At 54.7% G+C, this 18,316-nt stretch carries 15 protein-coding genes; 2 read left to right on the top strand and 13 right to left on the bottom strand.

Annotated features, from left to right (window positions below; all coding sequences use genetic code 11):
* Positions 1-33 precede the first annotated feature (33 nt).
* Complete coding sequence (locus tag ADN00_RS18605) at positions 34-2,376, bottom strand: transglutaminase family protein (protein WP_152966421.1); 2,343 nt, start codon at positions 2,374-2,376, stop codon at positions 34-36.
* 44 nt (positions 2,377-2,420) lie between these two features.
* On the opposite strand from ADN00_RS18605, the gene ADN00_RS18600 reads away from it, so the two are divergent.
* Positions 2,421-3,446 (top strand): phosphatase PAP2 family protein, encoded by a 1,026-nt coding sequence (locus ADN00_RS18600; protein WP_075064510.1) that lies wholly within the window; start codon positions 2,421-2,423, stop codon positions 3,444-3,446.
* On the top strand, positions 3,433-3,651 hold the full coding sequence (locus tag ADN00_RS18595; RefSeq protein WP_075064509.1) for a YtxH domain-containing protein: 219 nt from the start codon (positions 3,433-3,435) through the stop codon (positions 3,649-3,651). Before ADN00_RS18600 ends, ADN00_RS18595 begins: the two co-directional genes overlap by 14 nt.
* Positions 3,652-3,721: 70 nt before the next feature.
* On the opposite strand, the gene ADN00_RS18590 is transcribed toward ADN00_RS18595, so the two are convergent.
* The 12 genes from ADN00_RS18590 to ADN00_RS18535 all read right to left on the bottom strand — a co-directional run bounded on the left by ADN00_RS18590 (position 3,722) and on the right by ADN00_RS18535 (position 18,255).
* Positions 3,722-5,728, bottom strand: a complete 2,007-nt coding sequence (locus tag ADN00_RS18590; protein ID WP_075064508.1) for a M6 family metallopeptidase — start codon at positions 5,726-5,728, stop codon at positions 3,722-3,724.
* A complete protein-coding gene (locus tag ADN00_RS18585; RefSeq protein ID WP_075064507.1) occupies positions 5,721-7,232 on the bottom strand; it encodes an O-antigen ligase family protein in 1,512 nt (503 codons plus the stop codon). The genes ADN00_RS18590 and ADN00_RS18585 overlap by 8 nt, the downstream gene beginning before the upstream one ends.
* A complete protein-coding gene (locus ADN00_RS18580) occupies positions 7,229-8,035 on the bottom strand; it encodes a hypothetical protein (RefSeq protein WP_075064506.1) in 807 nt (268 codons plus the stop codon). Before ADN00_RS18580 ends, ADN00_RS18585 begins: the two co-directional genes overlap by 4 nt.
* Before the next feature lie 143 nt (positions 8,036-8,178).
* Entirely contained in the window at positions 8,179-8,817 is a 639-nt protein-coding gene (locus tag ADN00_RS18575; RefSeq protein WP_075064505.1) for a hypothetical protein, read from the bottom strand.
* Complete coding sequence (locus ADN00_RS18570; RefSeq protein WP_075064504.1) at positions 8,817-10,226, bottom strand: sugar transferase; 1,410 nt, start codon at positions 10,224-10,226, stop codon at positions 8,817-8,819. The genes ADN00_RS18575 and ADN00_RS18570 overlap by 1 nt, the downstream gene beginning before the upstream one ends.
* Positions 10,227-10,235: 9 nt before the next feature.
* Positions 10,236-11,018, bottom strand: a complete 783-nt coding sequence (locus ADN00_RS18565; RefSeq protein WP_236691543.1) for a WecB/TagA/CpsF family glycosyltransferase — start codon at positions 11,016-11,018, stop codon at positions 10,236-10,238.
* Between the two features lie 5 nt (positions 11,019-11,023).
* Complete coding sequence (locus ADN00_RS18560) at positions 11,024-12,208, bottom strand: glycosyltransferase family 4 protein (protein ID WP_075064502.1); 1,185 nt, start codon at positions 12,206-12,208, stop codon at positions 11,024-11,026.
* Positions 12,205-13,002, bottom strand: coding sequence for a class I SAM-dependent methyltransferase (locus ADN00_RS18555; protein ID WP_082390426.1), 798 nt, complete (start codon positions 13,000-13,002; stop codon positions 12,205-12,207). The genes ADN00_RS18560 and ADN00_RS18555 overlap by 4 nt, the downstream gene beginning before the upstream one ends.
* Positions 12,992-14,158: a glycosyltransferase family 4 protein gene (locus tag ADN00_RS18550; protein ID WP_075064500.1), complete on the bottom strand. Its 1,167-nt coding sequence runs from the start codon at positions 14,156-14,158 to the stop codon at positions 12,992-12,994. Before ADN00_RS18550 ends, ADN00_RS18555 begins: the two co-directional genes overlap by 11 nt.
* Positions 14,151-15,446, bottom strand: a complete 1,296-nt coding sequence (locus ADN00_RS18545; RefSeq protein WP_075064499.1) for a lipopolysaccharide biosynthesis protein — start codon at positions 15,444-15,446, stop codon at positions 14,151-14,153. Before ADN00_RS18545 ends, ADN00_RS18550 begins: the two co-directional genes overlap by 8 nt.
* Before the next feature lie 64 nt (positions 15,447-15,510).
* On the bottom strand, positions 15,511-17,445 hold the full coding sequence (locus ADN00_RS18540) for an O-antigen ligase family protein (RefSeq protein ID WP_075064498.1): 1,935 nt from the start codon (positions 17,443-17,445) through the stop codon (positions 15,511-15,513).
* Between the two features lie 129 nt (positions 17,446-17,574).
* Positions 17,575-18,255 (bottom strand): formyltransferase family protein, encoded by a 681-nt coding sequence (locus tag ADN00_RS18535; protein WP_075064497.1) that lies wholly within the window; start codon positions 18,253-18,255, stop codon positions 17,575-17,577.
* Between the last annotated feature and the right edge of the window lie 61 nt (positions 18,256-18,316).

Here is an 18,316-nt window from a genome sequence, read left to right as displayed (position 1 = left end):
ATCAATTGCGGGGTTCTTATGAATTGTGCCCGATTATATCCCTAACCACTGCTTTATCCGCCCTCGAACGCCGCTGGTCCAAACTTTGCGAACCGCCTGTGCCGCCTTGTCCAGGTCCGCGGAGTGTGGGCTGTAAATTGCGAGGTGATAAATTTCCAGAAACAGCGCCGCGTCATCGCTGACAGCCGGCAGAAGTTCCTGCAGCGCCGCCACGCGCTCCGCGGGGGTTTGCCCGGCTTCCGCGCGCTTTCCCATCAGCCACATCAGCCAGCCCAACGACACATACTGCTTTTCAATCTCAGACCGCTTTGACCAGCCCGACAGCCGGCTCAGCCACTCCGGCACATCCCATCCCCGCCGCGCCAATACACCCTCCACCAGCACCGGAATGGGCTCCGCACCCTGCGCTCTGCGCTGCCGCGCCCACACAGCCAGCCCGGCCAGCAAGGTAATGATAATCAGCAGCGCGCCAAACCGCCGCCAGAGCGTTTCAAAAAAACCTGGCGCGGGGGTAGTTTCTTCAATCAATTCCACCGCCATTGGGTCCTCTTCAGGATCAGGGCGCTCAGGCCGCCTGGTTTCTGCTCCTTCTAGCCCGCTGCTGAAGTTCTCTGGCAGCGCTTCCTGCGTCGCGCCGGTCGGGCGGACCAGTGCTGGCTGCGAACTGGTCGGCTCAAATTCAATCCAACCGATCCCCGGAAAGTAAACTTCCGGCCAGGCGTGGGTGTCCATCACCCGCACCCGGTACGCGAAGGCTTCCTGCAGATTCGCTCCCTGGGCATACCCCACCGCTAAACGCGCCGGAATACCAAGCGAGCGCAGCAGCAACACTTCTGCCGTTGCGTAGTAATTACAAAAGCCTTGTTGGGTCTCAAACAAAAACCAATCCACTGCCTCCTGGCCGGCTGGCGGGCGTTCGATTGTGGCGCGGTATTCAATCTCATCGCGCAAAAAACTGGTGATCGCTTTGGCCTGATCGTAGGGCGTATCCAACCCGGCGGTGATCTGCGCCGCCAGGTCTTTCACCCGCTGCGGGATGTCGTCCGGCATCTGCAAATAGCGATCACGGATCCACTGGGGGTATTCTTCACCAGCCTGGCGCAGCATCACCTCGGAAGGTGAAACCACCCGCGCCTGCAGCTGAAAGGTATCTCCCGATTTCAGCGCATCCGCGGACTGGACGCCAGCCACCTCAAACCCTTGCCCATCGAAACCGGCGCCCTGCACCACCGCCGCGATCGAAAGCCAATCCGGCGAGGCGGGCAGATAAATCGTACGCATGCCAGAGACTTCTGCCTGGTAGGTGAAATCAATCACCCGCGCGGGCGGCTCGGCATCCGCGGCAGGCGGCCAATCCTCTGGGGCAATCCCTCTTCTCATCCGCAGTGTGTTGTTCCAGCCGCCGTCTTCATAATGATCATAGGTGTTGCCCCGCCAGTAGAAGCGCGTCCCACCCGCCCGGCTTTCTGAAGCCTGCACGCGAAAAACCGTCTCATCCCCCAGCGGATTCCCCGTTCCAAGCGAGAGGAAATTTCCATAGTAATCCACCACCGACATGGAACTGCCCTGCAATCCAGCCACCAGGTTGGAGATGCGGTCCTTCAGTCCAAACCACGAGCGGGCATTCTCCGCGCGGGTTTCCGAAGTTTCAGCAAGGAAATTGCCCAGGCTGGGCAGGTTCCAGGCAACCGTTACCAGCAGCAGCGCGCTGATCAACGCGCTGCGGGTGATCCCCACACCAGTTTCCGTATCTACACTGATATGCTTCCGCGCCCATTCTCGCTTGGAGTGCAAAAAGTTGACCCGTGCCGCCAGCAGCAGCACTGCCAGCAAAAACACTGCGTGATACCGCTCGCGGTGTTCCAGATTGGGATCATAATAGTCCACCAGAGCCAGCGCAACCGCCGCCAGCAGCACAGCCGCCCACGGTTGTCCATTGCGCAGCATGGAAAATCCAGCCAGCACGCTGATTCCCCAAAACGCCAGCCCCATACTGGCGATAAACAAAATCGGGTCCTGAATGGCTTCATTCCGCCAGAAGAGAACCAGGGTCTCCCACAGGCGGGCAAGCACCGCTGTCAGGCGCGTCTCCAATGTAAGGTAGCCCGGCAGCGTGGCCATCAACGCCAGCAGCAGCGCGGCCGGCGTCAAAACCAGCAGCAGCGGGGTGCTGATTGTCTTTCTCAGGCGGCTGGCCCCGGCTAATCCCCCTACCAGCAGACCGGCCAGCACCAAAGATTCGACCCGTTCCAGACCATCGGCCCAGTGAGTCGCGGTTAATCGAATGACGCTCACCCAGATTGTGAGCAAGAGCAGCAGCGTGGTTGATAAGTCCCACCAGCGTGGATGGTCATTTTTCATAGAATGAGTGTACAATTAACCTTACTTCATCGTCAATCGTTTTCACCAAAGGCAGGCCGATGGAAGCCCTTCACGCCATAGAAATTGCCATCACCTTTTGGGCACAGTCTCTGGGAGATTCAATCGTCCCCTTCATGAAGGCTGTTACCACGCTGGGAAACGAAGAGTTTTACATGCTGGTTATGCCCCTGCTCTTCTGGTGCATTGATCCCATGTTTGGCCTGCGGATTGGCGTCATGTTGATTCTCAGCAATTGGGTCAACAGCATCACCAAGCTGGCGCTGCATGCCTCTCGCCCCTATTGGTTCGACCCCGCCGTGCGCGCCTTCATCAGCGAGAAATCGTTTGGCGCTCCCTCTGGCCACGCCCAAAACGCGGCCAGCTTATGGGGGCTTGCCGCCGCGCTGATCCGCAAACCCTGGGCCACGGCGGCCCTGCTGAGCGTGGTGTTTCTGATTGGCTTCTCGCGCATTTTTCTCGGCGTGCATTTCACCAGCGATGTCGTTCTTGGATGGCTGCTGGGGGGCTTGCTTTTAATCCTGTATCTGCGCGTGGAACCCTCTCTCAGCCGGTGGTTGAAAACCCTTACGCTTGCCCGCCAGATTGCTCTGGCCTGCCTGATAGCCCTGCTGATGATTGTGATTGGTCTTGTGCCGCACGCCCTGCTCGTCAACTGGCAGATGCCCGCCGATTGGCTGGAAAATATTGCCATCACCTCACCCGATCATCTGCCCCACCCCACATCAACAGCCGGGCTTTTCACCATCACCGGCACATTTCTGGGGATGGCGATTGGCACGGCCTGTTACCTCTCCAAATACCGGCGCTACGACGTTTCTGGCTCCATTTTCCGCCGCGCTTTGCGGTTTCTGGTTGGTCTGGCAGGTATTCTGGTTTTATGGTTTGGGCTGGGGGAACTGCTCCCACGTGGAGAAACCTGGCTCCCCGCCATTTTTCGGCTTTTTCGTTACAGCCTGGTCACGTTTTGGATGTCCGCGGCAGCGCCGTGGCTTTTCATCCAGCTTGGGCTGTCATCACCGGATATAATTCCATCTATCACTGGAGGTACGTATGAAGAAAATTGAGAATTTTATTTTTGGCGCGATGCTGGGCGGTTTGATCGGCGCTGGCCTGGCCATTTTGCTGGCACCTACGTCGGGAAAATCCCTGCGCGATGAAGTTCAAGGCTACATTGACAACACCGTAAGCGAAGTTCGCAACGCGGGCATTCAGCGACGCCAGGAATTGGAAATCGAATTAACCCGCCTGCGCGAACCCAAGTCCTCATAACTAATCAATTCAAACCAACCAAAAAGGGCGAGGAACCCGTTCCCCGCCCTTTCTTTCTCGTTTCGATGGTTTACTCTTGCGGCCCAACCGCGAAGCGGTAGATGGCCTCCTGGCGGGTGAAACGTGTCGTTCCGCTGACCACCAGCACAGCACCTTCTCTTTCAATCTCCACCGGGATGCTCAATACATCACCAGGGAAAACTACGTACTGGCCCACACTGGTCGCGTTTCCATTTTGGATCAAAGACACACGGAATGTCTGCGGCAGTACGTTTTCAATCCGCACAAAACCCTCGCCATTCCAACCGCCTTCATCCGTCTCAAAATCGGTCTGGTAACCAATCTCGGGTATCTCCACCATGTCCAGCAACAGACCTTCACCATTGACCGCCGCGTCGGTGACGTATTCAAACCGCAGAAACACCTTCTTGCCCGCGAACTGGCTGATGTCTACGCTTTCTTGAATCCAGCCATCGGTCGTTCCATTGTAGCCCCAGCCGTAACTGTTACCCGAAAGATCCTGGTCCGTTCCGCTGGGGGTTTTCAATATTTTCCAATTCTCGCCATCTTCCGAGGCGACCAGATAAAGGTAATCATAATCCTCTTCCAGGTCATACCACGTCCAGTAATTGAGCGTCAGTGTTCCCTGAGCATTGCTGAAATCGAACTGCTGCGTCAGAGTCATATCCGATTCATCGCCTTTATTTGACCAGAAAGCATACTTACCCTGGTAGGCGTCTTGCGGTAAAACCGGCACAGAAACCTCACCCTCAAAGCGAATTTCCTGGCTGCCAGCGCAGGCAATTTCCACATAATCCACGCCGTATTGAGAAACGTTGCGGTTCTGCCAGCTGCCATCACAGTCTGAAACGGTTTCAGTCTTATTAAACGTGGGCGCGTAATCGTATATCGTATAGGTAAACCGCCCGTCTTCCACGCTCGCATCTTGCAGATAATTCGCCACTACCCAATCGGCAAAGAGCGCGTCAGCGCTGATCAACTCGCCGTTGCGGCTGTCCACTGCGCCCAGTTCAGCCAGCACCGCGTCAATACTGTCCATACCATTATCGGGGTGCGCCACCAGCGCTTTGGTGGCATCTTCGCCAAACCGGTCCAGGAAGTAGGTAACAAACAAGAAGGATGAGCCGTAGTGTGGAGTCGTGGCGTCGCTGTCATTGGGCCAATCATTCAACTGCAAATCGGGCTGGCTGGCGTACAAGTAATCAAAACCACCCGCGTCATAGCCATTCAAAAAGGACGCCAGCTCCGAGAACCCTTCGTTCAACCAGGTATCTTCGTTGCGATCGCGGTACCAGTGAATCATGTGCTGAAATTCGTGCGCCAACACCCCGTACGTGAATTCCTCTTCCAAAGACACATTCTCAGCACTCAGCAGGAACATTTCATGCGCGTTGGAATACTTGTGCGCCAGCGGGTGAACTGAGTCGGCCGAGGAGAAATAACCGGCAATGCTCGATCCAATCCCATTCGCGTACAGGATAAACAGATGCGGGTCGTTATCAATGCCGGGCGTCCACTCACTGCCAAAAAACGCGCGGTTGGTGGGGTAAATTTTGGTCTCAAACTCATCCACCAGCGCCTTCAAATCATCGGCATCGAACTCAACCCCTTCTTCCACCCAGAAATAAACATGTTCCGTCTCATATTCCAGAATGGCATTCACTGGCACAGTTTCATTGGTATCGCCATTGGTGATAAAAAAGCTTTTCTGGTCGCCTATGCGAAAGATTGTAGGGCTGCCCCCCATCGTCTCGGGAATATCACCACTGCCACCCAGGCGGCTGGCCAGCTCGCGCAAATCGTTATTGGGTACCACTTCTGTTAGCAAGGTGTTGAGGGTTTCGTACGCACCATCTTGCAGGGGAATCTCTGTAAAGGTTGCCGCCACTGGTGTCGCTTCTGGCTCGAAAACGTCGAATGTCTCGTCTGAGGAAAAAATCGTATCGTCATCCGAAATCATCCACAGGCTGCCCGCCACTCCTGCCGCCAACGCCCCCAGGCAGCAGCATACCAATATACCCGCCACGACAAGAATGATGATTGTTTTCTTATCCATGTGCTGTAAAATCCTCTCTTTGTCCTGCGATTCCAACATTCAACTTTTTCAGGTTCAACCACGCCGCCGCGGTCACCAGACCCAGCGAAAACCAGATATAGGGCAGCGCAAATGAATCCACGCTGAATCCCTCCATAATCAACGCAACGATTAATAATTTTCCCATTAATCCAATGATTGAATCAAGCGGCTGTGGTGTCCTTTCAAGCGCGTCGGCGGCTTTCCACATCACCGCCAACCAGGCGGCAAAGAGCGCAAAGCCCACCACACCGGTCTCTGCCAATATTCGCACCCACAAACACTTTGTATTCAGCAGTTGGCCCGAGCGGTAAACCAGATTTCGCACTTCGACCAATTCCCATGCAAAGGGGTCCAGCTTTTGCTGAAAGTAATAGCCGGCATTTCCCAGCCCCACCCCCAACCAGGGAAAATCGTTAAACGTTCCCCAGCCAGCCTGCCAGTAGACAATCCGCGTAGAAAAGTTGAGGCTGTTGGCGTATTCCAAAATGGGATTGCGCGCTCCCAGCGAAAAGTTGAACAGATCCTCCATGCGCGGATCTGTGCGGCTTAACACCACACCCAGCCCAACAATAGCGATCAGATAAAACAATACCAGCCCGCCGCCGATCAATATTTGCAAGAGGCGTTTGCGGCGGGCTTCATTCGACCCTCGAAAAATGTTCCGCGCGCTCAGCTTGCCTTCAATCCAGCGCGTCAGCCACAGGTTCAAGCGCAGCGCCAGAAACGCGGTCATCAACATAAACGCCAGCAAGCCCACCCGCGAGAGCGAAAGCAGCAGACATATCAGCCCCCCGGCCAGCAAACCATCTTCCACATGAAACCAGCGCAAGAACTTCCACGGAAACGCGGACCAGCGCTTAACGCTGGCAGCCAGCCAGAACGGCAAAAACAATAAATTCAACTGGTTGGCCAGCCACGACGGTTCCAGGGCAAAGCCGGTTACGCGGTTATTGAAGAGCGGCGCGCGGGAATACAAATCATGAAAATCGCGCATCCACTGCGGATACCCGTCGAAAACTCTCCATGCCACAGCCTGGGCGACGCACCACACAATCACCAGAAAACCAGCCAGATTCAACAACCGCAGGCTTTTGATAATCTTACCTTCCCCGGCCGCCATCATCACGGTTAAGAAGTAAAACCCCATTCCAACCAGCAGAGTCGCCAATGCCACCATTTCGCTGCGCAGCACGCTGATATCATTATTGGGGGGGATCAATAAGAAAAACGCTGCCGCGCAGGAGATAAACGCGGACAAGGCAAAACCCAACAACGGCAGCGTGAGACTGGGCAGTTTTGCCCCTTTCAGCCACAGCGGCAGCGCCCAACCCGCCAGCAGCACGGCCATCAAAGGCACTGCCGGTGAGGCCACCGTGTCCGAGCCGACCAGCCGAATCACCAGCGGCATGCTGGTGATGGGCATACTGACCACGAACAGCGTCCAGCCCCACTCCCGAAAACCAGACCAGAGGCGCTGAATCATGGTTCTCTCCGCCGCAGTAATCGCGCCGGCAGATCAACCGCCAGGCCAAGAACGCCCAGCCCCAGCCCAACCGCCATGCCAGCCAGGATCAACGTGTTGCGCCCCCGCGCCACCGGCGCATTGGGGACCACAGCTTTTTCATTTACTTCATAGGTAATGGCCGGGATCAGTCCCTTGCTCAATACCCGCTCATCGCGCAGCACTTTAGCGGATGATTCCAATTCGCTTTGAAGTTCGGCCAGATTATTCACAGAACAATAAGCCTGCACCGGTTCGACCAGCGCGATTTGCTCCAGGCATTTCTCCAGCGCGTATTGGTAGCGCTCCAAACCGCCAGCCAGAATGGCGTGTTCAAGACCCTCATTAATGGATCGAGCGGTCTCGTCTGCCCACGCGTTGGCCGCCGCGGCAGCCAGTTCCGCGTTCGCGCTGCGCACGCGCATAATCCATTTGAAATACTGCCGCTCCACAAAGAAATGCTCCAGATACGCTCCGCTTTGAATCTCTTCCTGTGGCCACCCGGCCAGTTCCGCCGCCTGCTGCTTCACATCCGTGGCCGCCACCAGGTCTCCCACCGCCTCCATGATCTGGTCCTGCTGGTAATCTTCAAGATAGCCGGTGCGGGTGTAATCAATCAGCACCGTCATCACCGAGCGAGCTTCATAGAACGGTGGGATAAATTGATGGACGAGGCCGCCGCCAATCGCCCCCAATAGGATGGTCAGCACCAAAAACCATGCAGATCGCGACATGCGCTGCAGTTCGTGCCACGGAGAAAAATCGACTGGTTTCCTTTGGCTCATGCTTCCTCGATGGTCAAGTATCCAAATACAATTTCAAAATTATACCGTAAGCCCGCCGATCCGGCCTCTGGACCATGCGCGCATTTCTCTCTTTCCGCTGTTGAAATCAGCCGGAAGTTGACGCAATTGACTCCGCTGCTCGATTACCTGACCGCTTCAAAATTGACCAGAATCAGGTTTTTCCCGCAGTCCGCGTAGGTATCCAGCGCCACCCGCGAAGCCAGCAGGTTTCCCTCCAGGTCAAAAAGAGAAACCGTCAGCGCCTTGCTGCTCTCCACCGGCAGTCTGCCCAGCACAACCTCATACCCCCCTGGCCCATACGCGGGACTGCTGCCCGTCAGCGCCAGCCCTTCCACAGGCGTCTCGCCCAGGTATCCTTCCACAACCACCAGCAGGTTGGGCAGCGGCACCGCCTGCGCGTCGAACACCTGACCGGCCAATCCCAGCCAGCCACAGCCCGCCTCTGGACGCGCAAAATTGACGGTATACACCGGTGATCCCCCGGCCAGCGTAAAGGTCGCATTCTCAATCGCCAGCGTGAGCGCGGGCTGGGGTGTATTGGTTGCCGACACCACCACCGGCGTAACGGTTGCCGTGCTGGTAGGCGCTCTGGTCACGGTAGGCGGGATGGTCATGGTGGCGTCCGCCTGTGGGGTTGCAGTCGCGGTTGGAGACGCTTCTGCCGCGGTGTTGGCTGCTGGCAGCAGGCTGCATCCGCTTGAAGACAGAACCAACCCGGCCAAACAAAAACTGATGATGGTTATCTTCCTTTTCAGTTCCATCAATACGCGCCTTTTCCGCGCAGCACAGTCCAAATCGTTTTCAGTAAAATCTGCAAATCCAACCAGATGGAGTAGTGCTGAACATAAAACAGATCTTCATCCGTGTGCAAGTGCATCGGCTTATCGCTGCGGCCATTCACCTGCCACCAACCCGTCATTCCCTGCGGCACCGCGAAGCGCTTGCGCTGCCACAAATCATACATCTTCACCAGGTACGGCTGCTCTGGCCGTGGGCCGATCAGGCTCATCGTCCCTTGCAGCACATTGAACAACTGCGGCAGCTCGTCCAGGCTGGTGCGCCGCAAAAATCGCCCCACTCGCGTTACCCGCGGATCGTCGCGCCGTTTGTTGATCAAATTGCCGTTTTCATCGCGCGTCTCAACGCTGGCCTGCAGCATTTCCGCGTTCTGCACCATCGTGCGGAACTTGTACATCTTGAACATGCGCCCATTCTCGCCCACCCGCGTTGGACAGTAGAATACAGGCCCCGGGCTGTCCAGCCGGACCGCCAGCGCGATTCCAGCCATCAACGGCAGCACTACTGGCAGGCTTGCCAGGGTAATCGCCAGATCAAACGCCCGTTTCATCATGCGCTGATATTCGCTCAGCGCCGGCGCGCGCAGGTCCATCAGCGGAATGCCGGCAAACGTCTCAATTGTCGCCTGATGCAGGGTCAGCGAAAAATAATCCGGGATCACCCACACCCGCACCGGGAGATCGTGCAGCTCGCTCACCACCTTGTTCAAGCGGTCGTGCGCCGAGCGCGGCAGCGCGATCACCACATCATCCACACCTTGCTGCTCAATCACCTGCCGCGCGTGGTCCAAAGGCCCCAGCACATCTTCGCGGCCTTGCTTATACGGGTCGTCATCCAAAAAGCCCACGAAGCGCAGCCCCGCTTCCACATTTTCCTTCACAAAGCCGTGCAGCGTTCTTCCCACCTTGCCCGCGCCCAGAATCAACACCCGGCGCACTTCATGCTGCGGGCGCATGCCGCAGCGGATGATCAGACGGTAAGCCATTCGCCAACCCACCATGCCCAAAAAAGCCGTTACCGCGAAGAACACAAATAAGAAACGAGAAACATCACGATAGGTGAGAAAGAGAATACCCGCCATCGAGATGGTCGCCAGCAGACTGCCCAGCGTCAGGCTGGCTAATTCCATCCATACCCGCATGTTCTTGCGCCCGTCGTAAACCGAGAAAAGGATAAACACCCCCACCCACAGCAACGGAAAGGTAATATACAGCTCAAGCGGAAGCGTGATCGGCTCGGAGATGAACTGCAAAAAAGGCAGCTGGTTGAGCGGCACGCGCAACAACACCGCCACATGCAGCGCCAGCGCCACCAGAAGCATGTCAAAAAAAATGGAGAAGACCGCGAAATTTGCCGAAAATCGTCTGAACATAGTACCCCGCTACACCGGGAATTTTCTCAACCCCAGCCGTTGCAAGAAGACCAGCCACACAAACCTGGGGTATTGAAGATACCGCCGCCACAAGCGCCGCGGTTCGCTCGCCAGCCGGAAAAGCCATTCCAGCCCCGCGCGCTGCATCCAGCGCGGCGCCTGCGGCTTGTTGCCGGATAAGAAGTCAAACGCCGCCCCCACCCCAACCAGCACACCGCCGCAGCGCCGGTAATTTTCTGCCATCCAGCGCTCTTGCCGCGGAGACCCCAACGCCACCCAAACAATATCCGCCTTTGACTCGCGAATCCGTTCAATGGCCGCAGCTTCTTGCGCGGCGTCAAACCCCTCAAACGCCGGGCAGTCCCAACCAGCCACTTGCAGGCCAGGGAAGCCGCCCCGCAGACGCGCCACCAGCCTCTCGGTCACCTGCGGCGCGCCCCCAAAGAAATAATGCCGCCAGCCGCGTGAAAGAGACTCGGCGCACACCGCCCGCAGCAGGTCCGGCCCGTACACCCGGTTCACCCGCGAGAAACCTGCCAGCTTCAACAGCCACACAATCGCCATGCCGTCCGGCGTTACCAACCCGGCCTGGTTGTAAACCGGCCGCAGCCCGCCATCTTTCACGCACTCCATCACCGCGTGCGCCGGGGTAACGCAAACGTAATTCGGTTCCTCGCGTTCCACCCAGCCGCGAATGGTGGTGAGAGCGTCTTGCATGTTGATGGCAGAGATCGCCACACCCAGAATGTTGTGGCGGGGAAACAAGGGCGGAGACTCTGACGGCTTTTTCACACCCATTACCTCATCAGGCTTTCATAAACCCGGCATGTCTTGCGAACAATCTGCTCCCAGGTGAAATTCATATCCACCTTCATTTTACCTCGCTGCCCCATCTTCTCTGCGCCGCGCGGTTCGCCCAGCAGCTGCAAGATCGCCTTCGCAATGGCCTCGCCACTTTGCTCGGCCAGCAGACCGTTTTCACCCGCATTCACCACTTCCGATACCGCCGGGATCGGGCAGCCTATCACCGGTTTGCCCAGGCTCCAGGCTTCGGTATACACCCCGCCAAAGCTTTCCTGCGCCGAGGGCACGCACAGCAGCGTGCAGGCCGCCAGCGCGTCCGTTTTTTCCTGCAAGGGAACCGCGTCAAGCTCAAGAATCCGTGGATCTGCGACCTGCTGGAACAATTTCCTTGAGAAATCGGTCCGCGGGCCAATAAACCAGAACTGTGTTTCCGGGTATTTCTTCCATACCATTTCCGTTGCTTCCAAAAGACTAGCGATTCCCTTGTAAGCATATTTTTGACCCAGGAATAAAACTGCCGGCGCTTGCCTCAATCCGTACTTTTCCATGAAACGATGGGGATCATACTCCTCACTTAAGATCGGGCCAATCCCGGTAACATGAATCTTCGTTTCGTTCACCCCTAATCCTGCCAGCGTTTGCTTCTCCGCCTCCGTCAGCGCGATCAGCGCGTCCGCCGCGCGGTACAGCTCGTGGTAATAGCGGTGAAACCAACCCGACCAGGCCGGGTGATGCACCGGCGTCATCACAAACGGTACATTTCTTTGCTTCGCCAGTTTATTCGTCGCCGCGCTGATTCCCTCCCGGCCAATGCGGACGTTGTGCGCCAGGTCAAATTGAGGCGCGGCCGCATTCATCTCCTTCAAGATCGTTTCGGAGATTCGCTCAATTGCCGCCCCCTGAAAAACCGGATACGCCAGCACCCAGGGCGCCAGCTTTATTTTTTCTGCCTGAGAAATTCCAATTTGCCGCACCGGAATTCCATCCATCTCATAGGAATGAGGCTCGCCTGGCGCTCGCAGCGTCGTGCCCAGCAGCCAGTCCGTGCGGTTTTGGGACCATTGGCAAATGACGCTCACCGCATGCTCTTCGTTCATTCTTTGGGCAAGCTGGTGAGTGTGAATCTGCGCCCCGCCGGTTGAGGGGGGATAAGCCGTTAGGGTGTACAGGATGTTCATTTACTTCCCCTATAAGCCAAAAACCGCAATTCTCCATCCAAACCTGATTGCAACAAAACAAAATCTTTCAGCTGAATTAACAAATTTCGATGATAAACAATATTCCACTTCAAGCGGTGAATACCGCTATAACCGGCAATTTCCAGGGTTTGAGACAAATTATTGGGGTTAAAAAGGAAAATATGGCCTGGGTTTTTTCTTTCCCGCCAGTTTTCTCCCGATAACTTTGAATTAAGGCTCGCGCTGTTTGGTGTGGAGACAAAAATCCATCCATTGGGGGCCAAATCGTTGGTGAGGTGTTTGAAATCTTCCCACGGGTCAAATAAATGCTCAATCACGTCGAGGCACACAACGCCATCAAACAACAAGTCTTCCGGCAGATCAGGGATTGAACTGAAAACCTTAAAACCTTTCCTTTCTAATTCTTCCATCCCATACGGTTCTATACAGACAACCTCTGCGCCCGCATGCCGCAGGGCTGCCGCCATATTACCCCTGCCTGCGCCAAAATCCAGGATACGCAAACCCAAAAAACTATTAATTCGCAATTCTTTGAGGAGGTGTGCAATATAACTCTCAGACAACTCCATGTCGGTCGCGCCCGTCTGCTGAATATGCGCCGAAGGAGATTCCCATCCCGCTTTGTATTGTGTGTCGATCTCATCGAAATCAACTTCCTTTTTGCGAAGCAAACCACAAACGTGGCATTCCAAGAATGATCCAACAGTAGTTCCTTCTTGATAATTTCCACAGATCGGGCACTGATCCAAATGGTGAAATCTGTTATTTCTCATCGTTATCCACGCACAAAACACTCTGAATCGCGATATTCATCATATCCGCAATTTTATCGGGAGAGTACTCCAAAGACCTTGCCTTTGCGTTTACTCTCATCTCATTCAATTGCTCAACGCTTTTTGAGAAGAACTTGTCAAGCACATTTTCAATTTCATCCGTATTCTCAGGATGGAAAGCCCAGCCATTCTGCCCTTCAACAACCATTTCTTCAACGGCCTGACTGTACAAACTCCCTAACACAATACATCCTGACGCCATTGCCTCATTGACTACCATCCCCCATTCATCAGCAAGAGTTGGAAAAACCAAAGCTCCACACTGGCAATAAATTTCAGCCAAACGATCATACGGAACTTCTCCCAGCAATTTGATTTCAAAGTTTGGTGCTTTGTTCTCTGATTCCAACAGGCCAGCTTGATTACCATATCCTGCAATCCACATCTCAATTCTTTTATTCTGGTTTTTTTCGAGCCAACAAGACAATCCTCTTAATAAATAAGATAATCCCTTCCGCTCAATTAATTGCCCTATAAACAAAAGTCTATAGGCATTTTCTTGAGTTCTAAAAATCGAAATGTCTTTGAACACATCAACATCGGTTGCGTAAGGAGCGTCAAAAATTCGTTGATCATCCATACCCAAAGAGTTTAGATAAGCTCGTCCACTCTTGCCATTCACATATACACCGTCACAAAACTGTAAGAGTATTTTTCTGACTAGCACCCGAAAGCGGCTTCTCCCTTTTTCTGTGACGCTAGAAATGGCCGCCCAAATGATTAATTTACACCTCCAATGAAATATCTTATAAAATACTGAAAAGAGGGTACGCAATCCAAATTCTACTGAGACGATCACGTCTGGTTGATAATCAATTAATAAAGAGAGTGTATCCATTGGAATTTGGGTATAGGTGGTTTCTATAAACCCATGTGGATGTTTCCACTTTTTCGGAATCGTGATTGTATTTTGCACAACCACATCAAGCCTGCCCCAATCAATTCCCCAACGACGGTTTGGTTCCATCTTGGTTGAAATGAATATTCGTAGTTTACCTACCCGCTTTTGTAATTCCTCAAACAAGCTGACCCGATAGGGAGCAATGTATGTTGTTAATATCGCAATGCTTGGCTTGTTTATTTTCACGTTACTCATTGGACACCATGTAATTCTCGTAATGTTGAAATTGATTCTTGACCAAAATAAGTAGAGGGATAAGGATAGCGATTGAAGTCATTAATAATCCAATCACAGCTCCAAATAGTCCAAGCTGCTGAATGATTGGAATGACCAGGAAGATCGAGATAATGGAGCCGCATAAATTTGCGAATAATACACTGTTCGGTTTTTTTCTGGCTTGCAAAATGAATGTGAGGACTGCATTAATCATCAACACCAATCCGACAATACTTATTACCCGTGCTTCCAATAAGTAAGACTCGAAGTTACCTGTTCCATATAACGCAGACAAAACCACTTCAGGGAAGATCAGAATCGGCAGGATGAAAATGATCCCACTCACGAAGAAACCAGCAATCACTTGCAATATGAGTCGATTAGCTTGTTTTCTGTTAGAAAACCGGATTGCTGCAAACCAGGGCAAAAATAGATTTCCGATTGCAACACCAATTTGCTGCAAAGGCAGGATAAGATTTTGCAAACTGCGATAAACACCCGATTCCCCAAAACCTGTGTCAAGTGCCAGAAAGGGTATGGATATAGAGGAATTAATCCAATAAAGGATTGAAACTCCAATTACCCACTTTCCATAATGCCATTGCTCTTTCATAACTTCATGGATAGCAGCACTTTTTTCTTCGGGTCGATCAGTTCTTAATCGTCGGAAACCCACCCATATAACCAGGCTGGAAATGAGACTGGCCAGGGACATTAATGCAAACGCAGCGATTGACCCTAAGAAATTCGAATTTCTCATGAGGAAAATACCCGTCAAAACGAGGACGGAGTAAACTCCACTCCCGAAAACCGCAACATGTGGGAGATTTTCAATATAACAAATTCGACGAAAAAACCAATAACTTAATAAGAAAGGTGTCGACAAGCCCACCACCATTAAGCTTGTTCCCATTCGGCTTGAAAAGATCCCTGCAACAAAAGAAGAGACGATACAAACTATACCAATCGCGGTCACTGTATAAAGATTTAACCTTGTTTCAGTCCTCAGGTAATCTCCCAAATGGTCTTTATGGTTCGCAGTCGCCAAAACAGTGATAGGCTCTAGGATAACCGAATTATGAATACTCGAAAAAAACAAAAACAAAGAAAAACTTAATGCAAAAAAACCATACTCTTCTATCGAAAGCCATCTGACCATCAAAATATTGAGTAGGAAATTCGTAGCAGAATATAGGCCCTGGTCGCCTATACTCAACCCCAGTTTTTTTAGCAGATTAACAACATGTTTGAAATCTTGATCACTCATTAATCCCAACTTGGATAAGGGGTCCTCTCCTCGTAACACCCCAATAAAGAATCTAGATTTGGTCCTACTTCCCCACCAACACCCAATCCATATTCAAACTGGGCCGCCGGAACATGAACGCCACATAGCCGGGATTCCACGCCGCGCCCGGCAGCACTTCGCTGCAATCCACAGACGCGCTCAAGTCCTTTCTCAAATCCGTCTCGGTCCAAAACGGCGCGCAGGCGCATTTCGGGCAGCTTTTTAACGCGGATTGGTAATGCAGCCTGGCTTGCTGTTCCTCACCGCTGGTCTCCAGCGCCCGCCCCAGCAGCCAGTGACTTTCATAGGCCTGCGGCGCGGCCGTAACCGCCTGCTGGTAAGCCAGCAGCGCGCCAGTCGCATCGCCCCGCGCTTCGCGCGCCAGCCCCAAATTGATCCAATTCAGCAGCCAGTACGGGTCCAGCGCGGCAGCCTGCTCGAACGCGCTTTCGGCTTTCTCCAGCGCGCCTGTCTCACCCAACAGATATAATTTTGAATAGGCCAGACCCAACTGCTGGTGCATTACCGCCAGCCGCGGATCTCGATGGGCAGCCAGCTCAAACTGGCGCGCCGCCTCCGGCCAGTCACCCTCCTCCGCGGAGCGCACGCCGCGTGCCATTGGCAGCCCCAGCCAGGCGTTGACAAAGAATCCCGCCGCCGCCAGCAGTCCCAGAGCCGCCGTGACAATGGGATGCCAACCCCGCCTCTTTTCGTCCTCCCCGCCGGCCGCGCTGGCTGCCCCCAGCAGAATCGCCAGATTCCACGCGCTGGTCGGCACGGTGTGATGCACGCTGTCAAACAGTCCGTGCGCCAGAAACGCCGCGCAGGCTGCCAGCGCGCCGGTCAGCACCGCGCGCTCCGTGCCCTGCGCGCCTTTCAATCCTTTCAGAATGCGGCGGATCAGTTCCCAGGCCAGCCAGCCGAAACTGGCTAATCCCAGCAGCCCGCTGCCCCCCAGCAAATCCAGATAGATGTTGTGGGCGTAATCAAAAAACAGGCTAGGCGGCACCGAATTGACCTGCAAATAAAAACTGATAAAAGTAAATGGTCCGCTGCCCCACAGCGGCGAGCGCAGAAAAGCGTTCCAGGCCGGCTGCCATAAATAACCGCGCGCCTGTAAAAACGGCGAATGCCCCGGGCGCAGCTCTTGCAGCAGCAGCAGAGCGACAAACCCGCCCGCCAGCGCCAGCGCGCCCCCAATCACTGCCGCCAGGCCCCACCGTGACCCGCGAACCTGCTGCCAGCGCACCTTCCAGAAATCGGGTGCCAGCGTCAGGCTCGCCAAAAACAGGCCGCCCAACCCGGCCGCGGTGCCAATCCATCCCCCGCGCGAAGAGGTCAGGTAGATCAAACCCAGCGCCGAAAGCGCGAACAGCCCCAGCGTGGCCCGTTCCAGGCTGCTTTTCGCCCACCACAGGCGCGCCAGCGCGAACATCAGCCACACATTCAAAATTACGCACACAAAATTCGGCGCCGGCAGGCGGTAGCTCTCCGCGGGCAGCCACTCACCAGGGTGCGACTGAATCCATTTGAGATACCACTGCGCCGCCTCAGACCAGCTCAGCGCCATGAAGACCGCCCCTACCGCCAGCACCAACCGCACGATCCTCCCCGGCGTGAAGAGCCCTCGCGCCAGACCGGAGAACAGCAGAAATAGGCTGGCTTCCACCACATACAGCCACACCTCAACCAGCGAGCGCCGCGCGTCTATCGACAGCGCCGCCGCCAACCCCTGCGCCGCCAGAAAAACCAGCAGCGGAAGCATCACTTCCCGCGCCGGCAGGTGTCTGCCAGCCAGTGCCCAGGCCGCGACCAGCGCCGCGATCACCACCCCGCTGATCACCAGCAGGCGCGTGTCAAACAGGCTGTACTGCGTGGAGCCCCAGAAATACAGGTACACCAGCACTACCGCCAGCGCCGCGTCCAGCAGCGCGCCGCGCGTGGCTTTCCATTTACTTTCACTTACGGGATCGCCCATACGCTTCCAGTGCCTTCAGGGGATGGATAATACTTCCATTATACGAAGAATGGTGAGCGCCATGTTTTACAAAACCGCAAGGCGCGGCGGCCAAACCGCGCGTGTCTTCGGCACAAAAGAAAAAGCTCCCTACTTGGGAGCATTTTTATCGGTATGCGTGAAGCGTTCCCCCGCGATTTCCACATACGCGCCGGGGTAGCCTGGGTATGTTACCGCCTTGATCCGCCGCTGAATTTCATCCTCCGTCATATCCGGCGTGATGCGCTTCAATTCATTCAAATCCTTCAGCCGGTAAGGCTCGCGGGTCCATTTCTCATCCGACTCAGGCAGGGCTTCACCGAGCGCGATCTTGGTGACGATGTTATAAAACAGCGCCAGCATATACCCGTAACAACGCTGTGTCAGGCTATAGACGGTGTCTTCTTCAAACACCGCGAAGCGGCTCACCGCGATCACCTTGCCCGAATCGACTTTCGAAGCCATGTGATGGCAGGTCGCGCCAAATTCTTTCACACCGTGGTAAATCGCGAAGTTCGTGCAGCCCGTGCCGGGGTACTGCGGCGGCGCCGGGTGAAAATTTATCGCCGCCTGGCTGGCGCTTTCCAAAACACTGGCCGGCACCACCCACGGGCAAAGGTAAGAGATCACATAATCCCCCTGCCAGGCCAGCCCTTCCGCCGGGAAAGGTTCACGCGGCAGCCCCAGCAGCACCTGTGTGTTGGGGAACAACTGCCGCGTAAAATCAAGGGCTCGCTCCACATAAAAATCTTCGCGCCGTTTGCTCAAGAATAAAATTTTGCGTTCTTCCATACCAACCCCGGGTCGCATATACGCATAGATTAGGATAGTGCGATTATATCATGCCTCAATT

This window comes from Ornatilinea apprima (assembly GCF_001306115.1).
In the GTDB taxonomy this organism is placed as follows: domain Bacteria; phylum Chloroflexota; class Anaerolineae; order Anaerolineales; family Anaerolineaceae; genus Ornatilinea; species Ornatilinea apprima.
Note: the sequence above shows the minus strand (reverse complement) of the source record. Positions and strands in the feature narration are given on the sequence as shown.

Excerpts from the sequence above, each read along its gene's own strand:
- ADN00_RS18535 (WP_075064497.1), bottom strand. The coding sequence starts at position 18,255 with ATGGAAGAACGCAAAATTTTATTCTTGAGCAAACGGCGCGAAGATTTT.
- ADN00_RS18580 (WP_075064506.1), bottom strand. The coding sequence starts at position 8,035 with ATGAGCCAAAGGAAACCAGTCGATTTTTCTCCGTGGCACGAACTGCAG.
- ADN00_RS18555 (WP_082390426.1), bottom strand. The coding sequence starts at position 13,002 with ATGAGAAATAACAGATTTCACCATTTGGATCAGTGCCCGATCTGTGGA.
- ADN00_RS18585 (WP_075064507.1), bottom strand. The coding sequence starts at position 7,232 with ATGATTCAGCGCCTCTGGTCTGGTTTTCGGGAGTGGGGCTGGACGCTG.
- ADN00_RS18600 (WP_075064510.1), top strand. The coding sequence starts at position 2,421 with ATGGAAGCCCTTCACGCCATAGAAATTGCCATCACCTTTTGGGCACAG.
- ADN00_RS18560 (WP_075064502.1), bottom strand. The coding sequence starts at position 12,208 with ATGAACATCCTGTACACCCTAACGGCTTATCCCCCCTCAACCGGCGGG.
- ADN00_RS18545 (WP_075064499.1), bottom strand. The coding sequence starts at position 15,446 with ATGAGTGATCAAGATTTCAAACATGTTGTTAATCTGCTAAAAAAACTG.
- ADN00_RS18540 (WP_075064498.1), bottom strand. The coding sequence starts at position 17,445 with ATGGGCGATCCCGTAAGTGAAAGTAAATGGAAAGCCACGCGCGGCGCG.
- ADN00_RS18595 (WP_075064509.1), top strand. The coding sequence starts at position 3,433 with ATGAAGAAAATTGAGAATTTTATTTTTGGCGCGATGCTGGGCGGTTTG.
- ADN00_RS18575 (WP_075064505.1), bottom strand. The coding sequence starts at position 8,817 with ATGGAACTGAAAAGGAAGATAACCATCATCAGTTTTTGTTTGGCCGGG.
- ADN00_RS18590 (WP_075064508.1), bottom strand. The coding sequence starts at position 5,728 with ATGGATAAGAAAACAATCATCATTCTTGTCGTGGCGGGTATATTGGTA.
- ADN00_RS18550 (WP_075064500.1), bottom strand. The coding sequence starts at position 14,158 with ATGAGTAACGTGAAAATAAACAAGCCAAGCATTGCGATATTAACAACA.
- ADN00_RS18570 (WP_075064504.1), bottom strand. The coding sequence starts at position 10,226 with ATGTTCAGACGATTTTCGGCAAATTTCGCGGTCTTCTCCATTTTTTTT.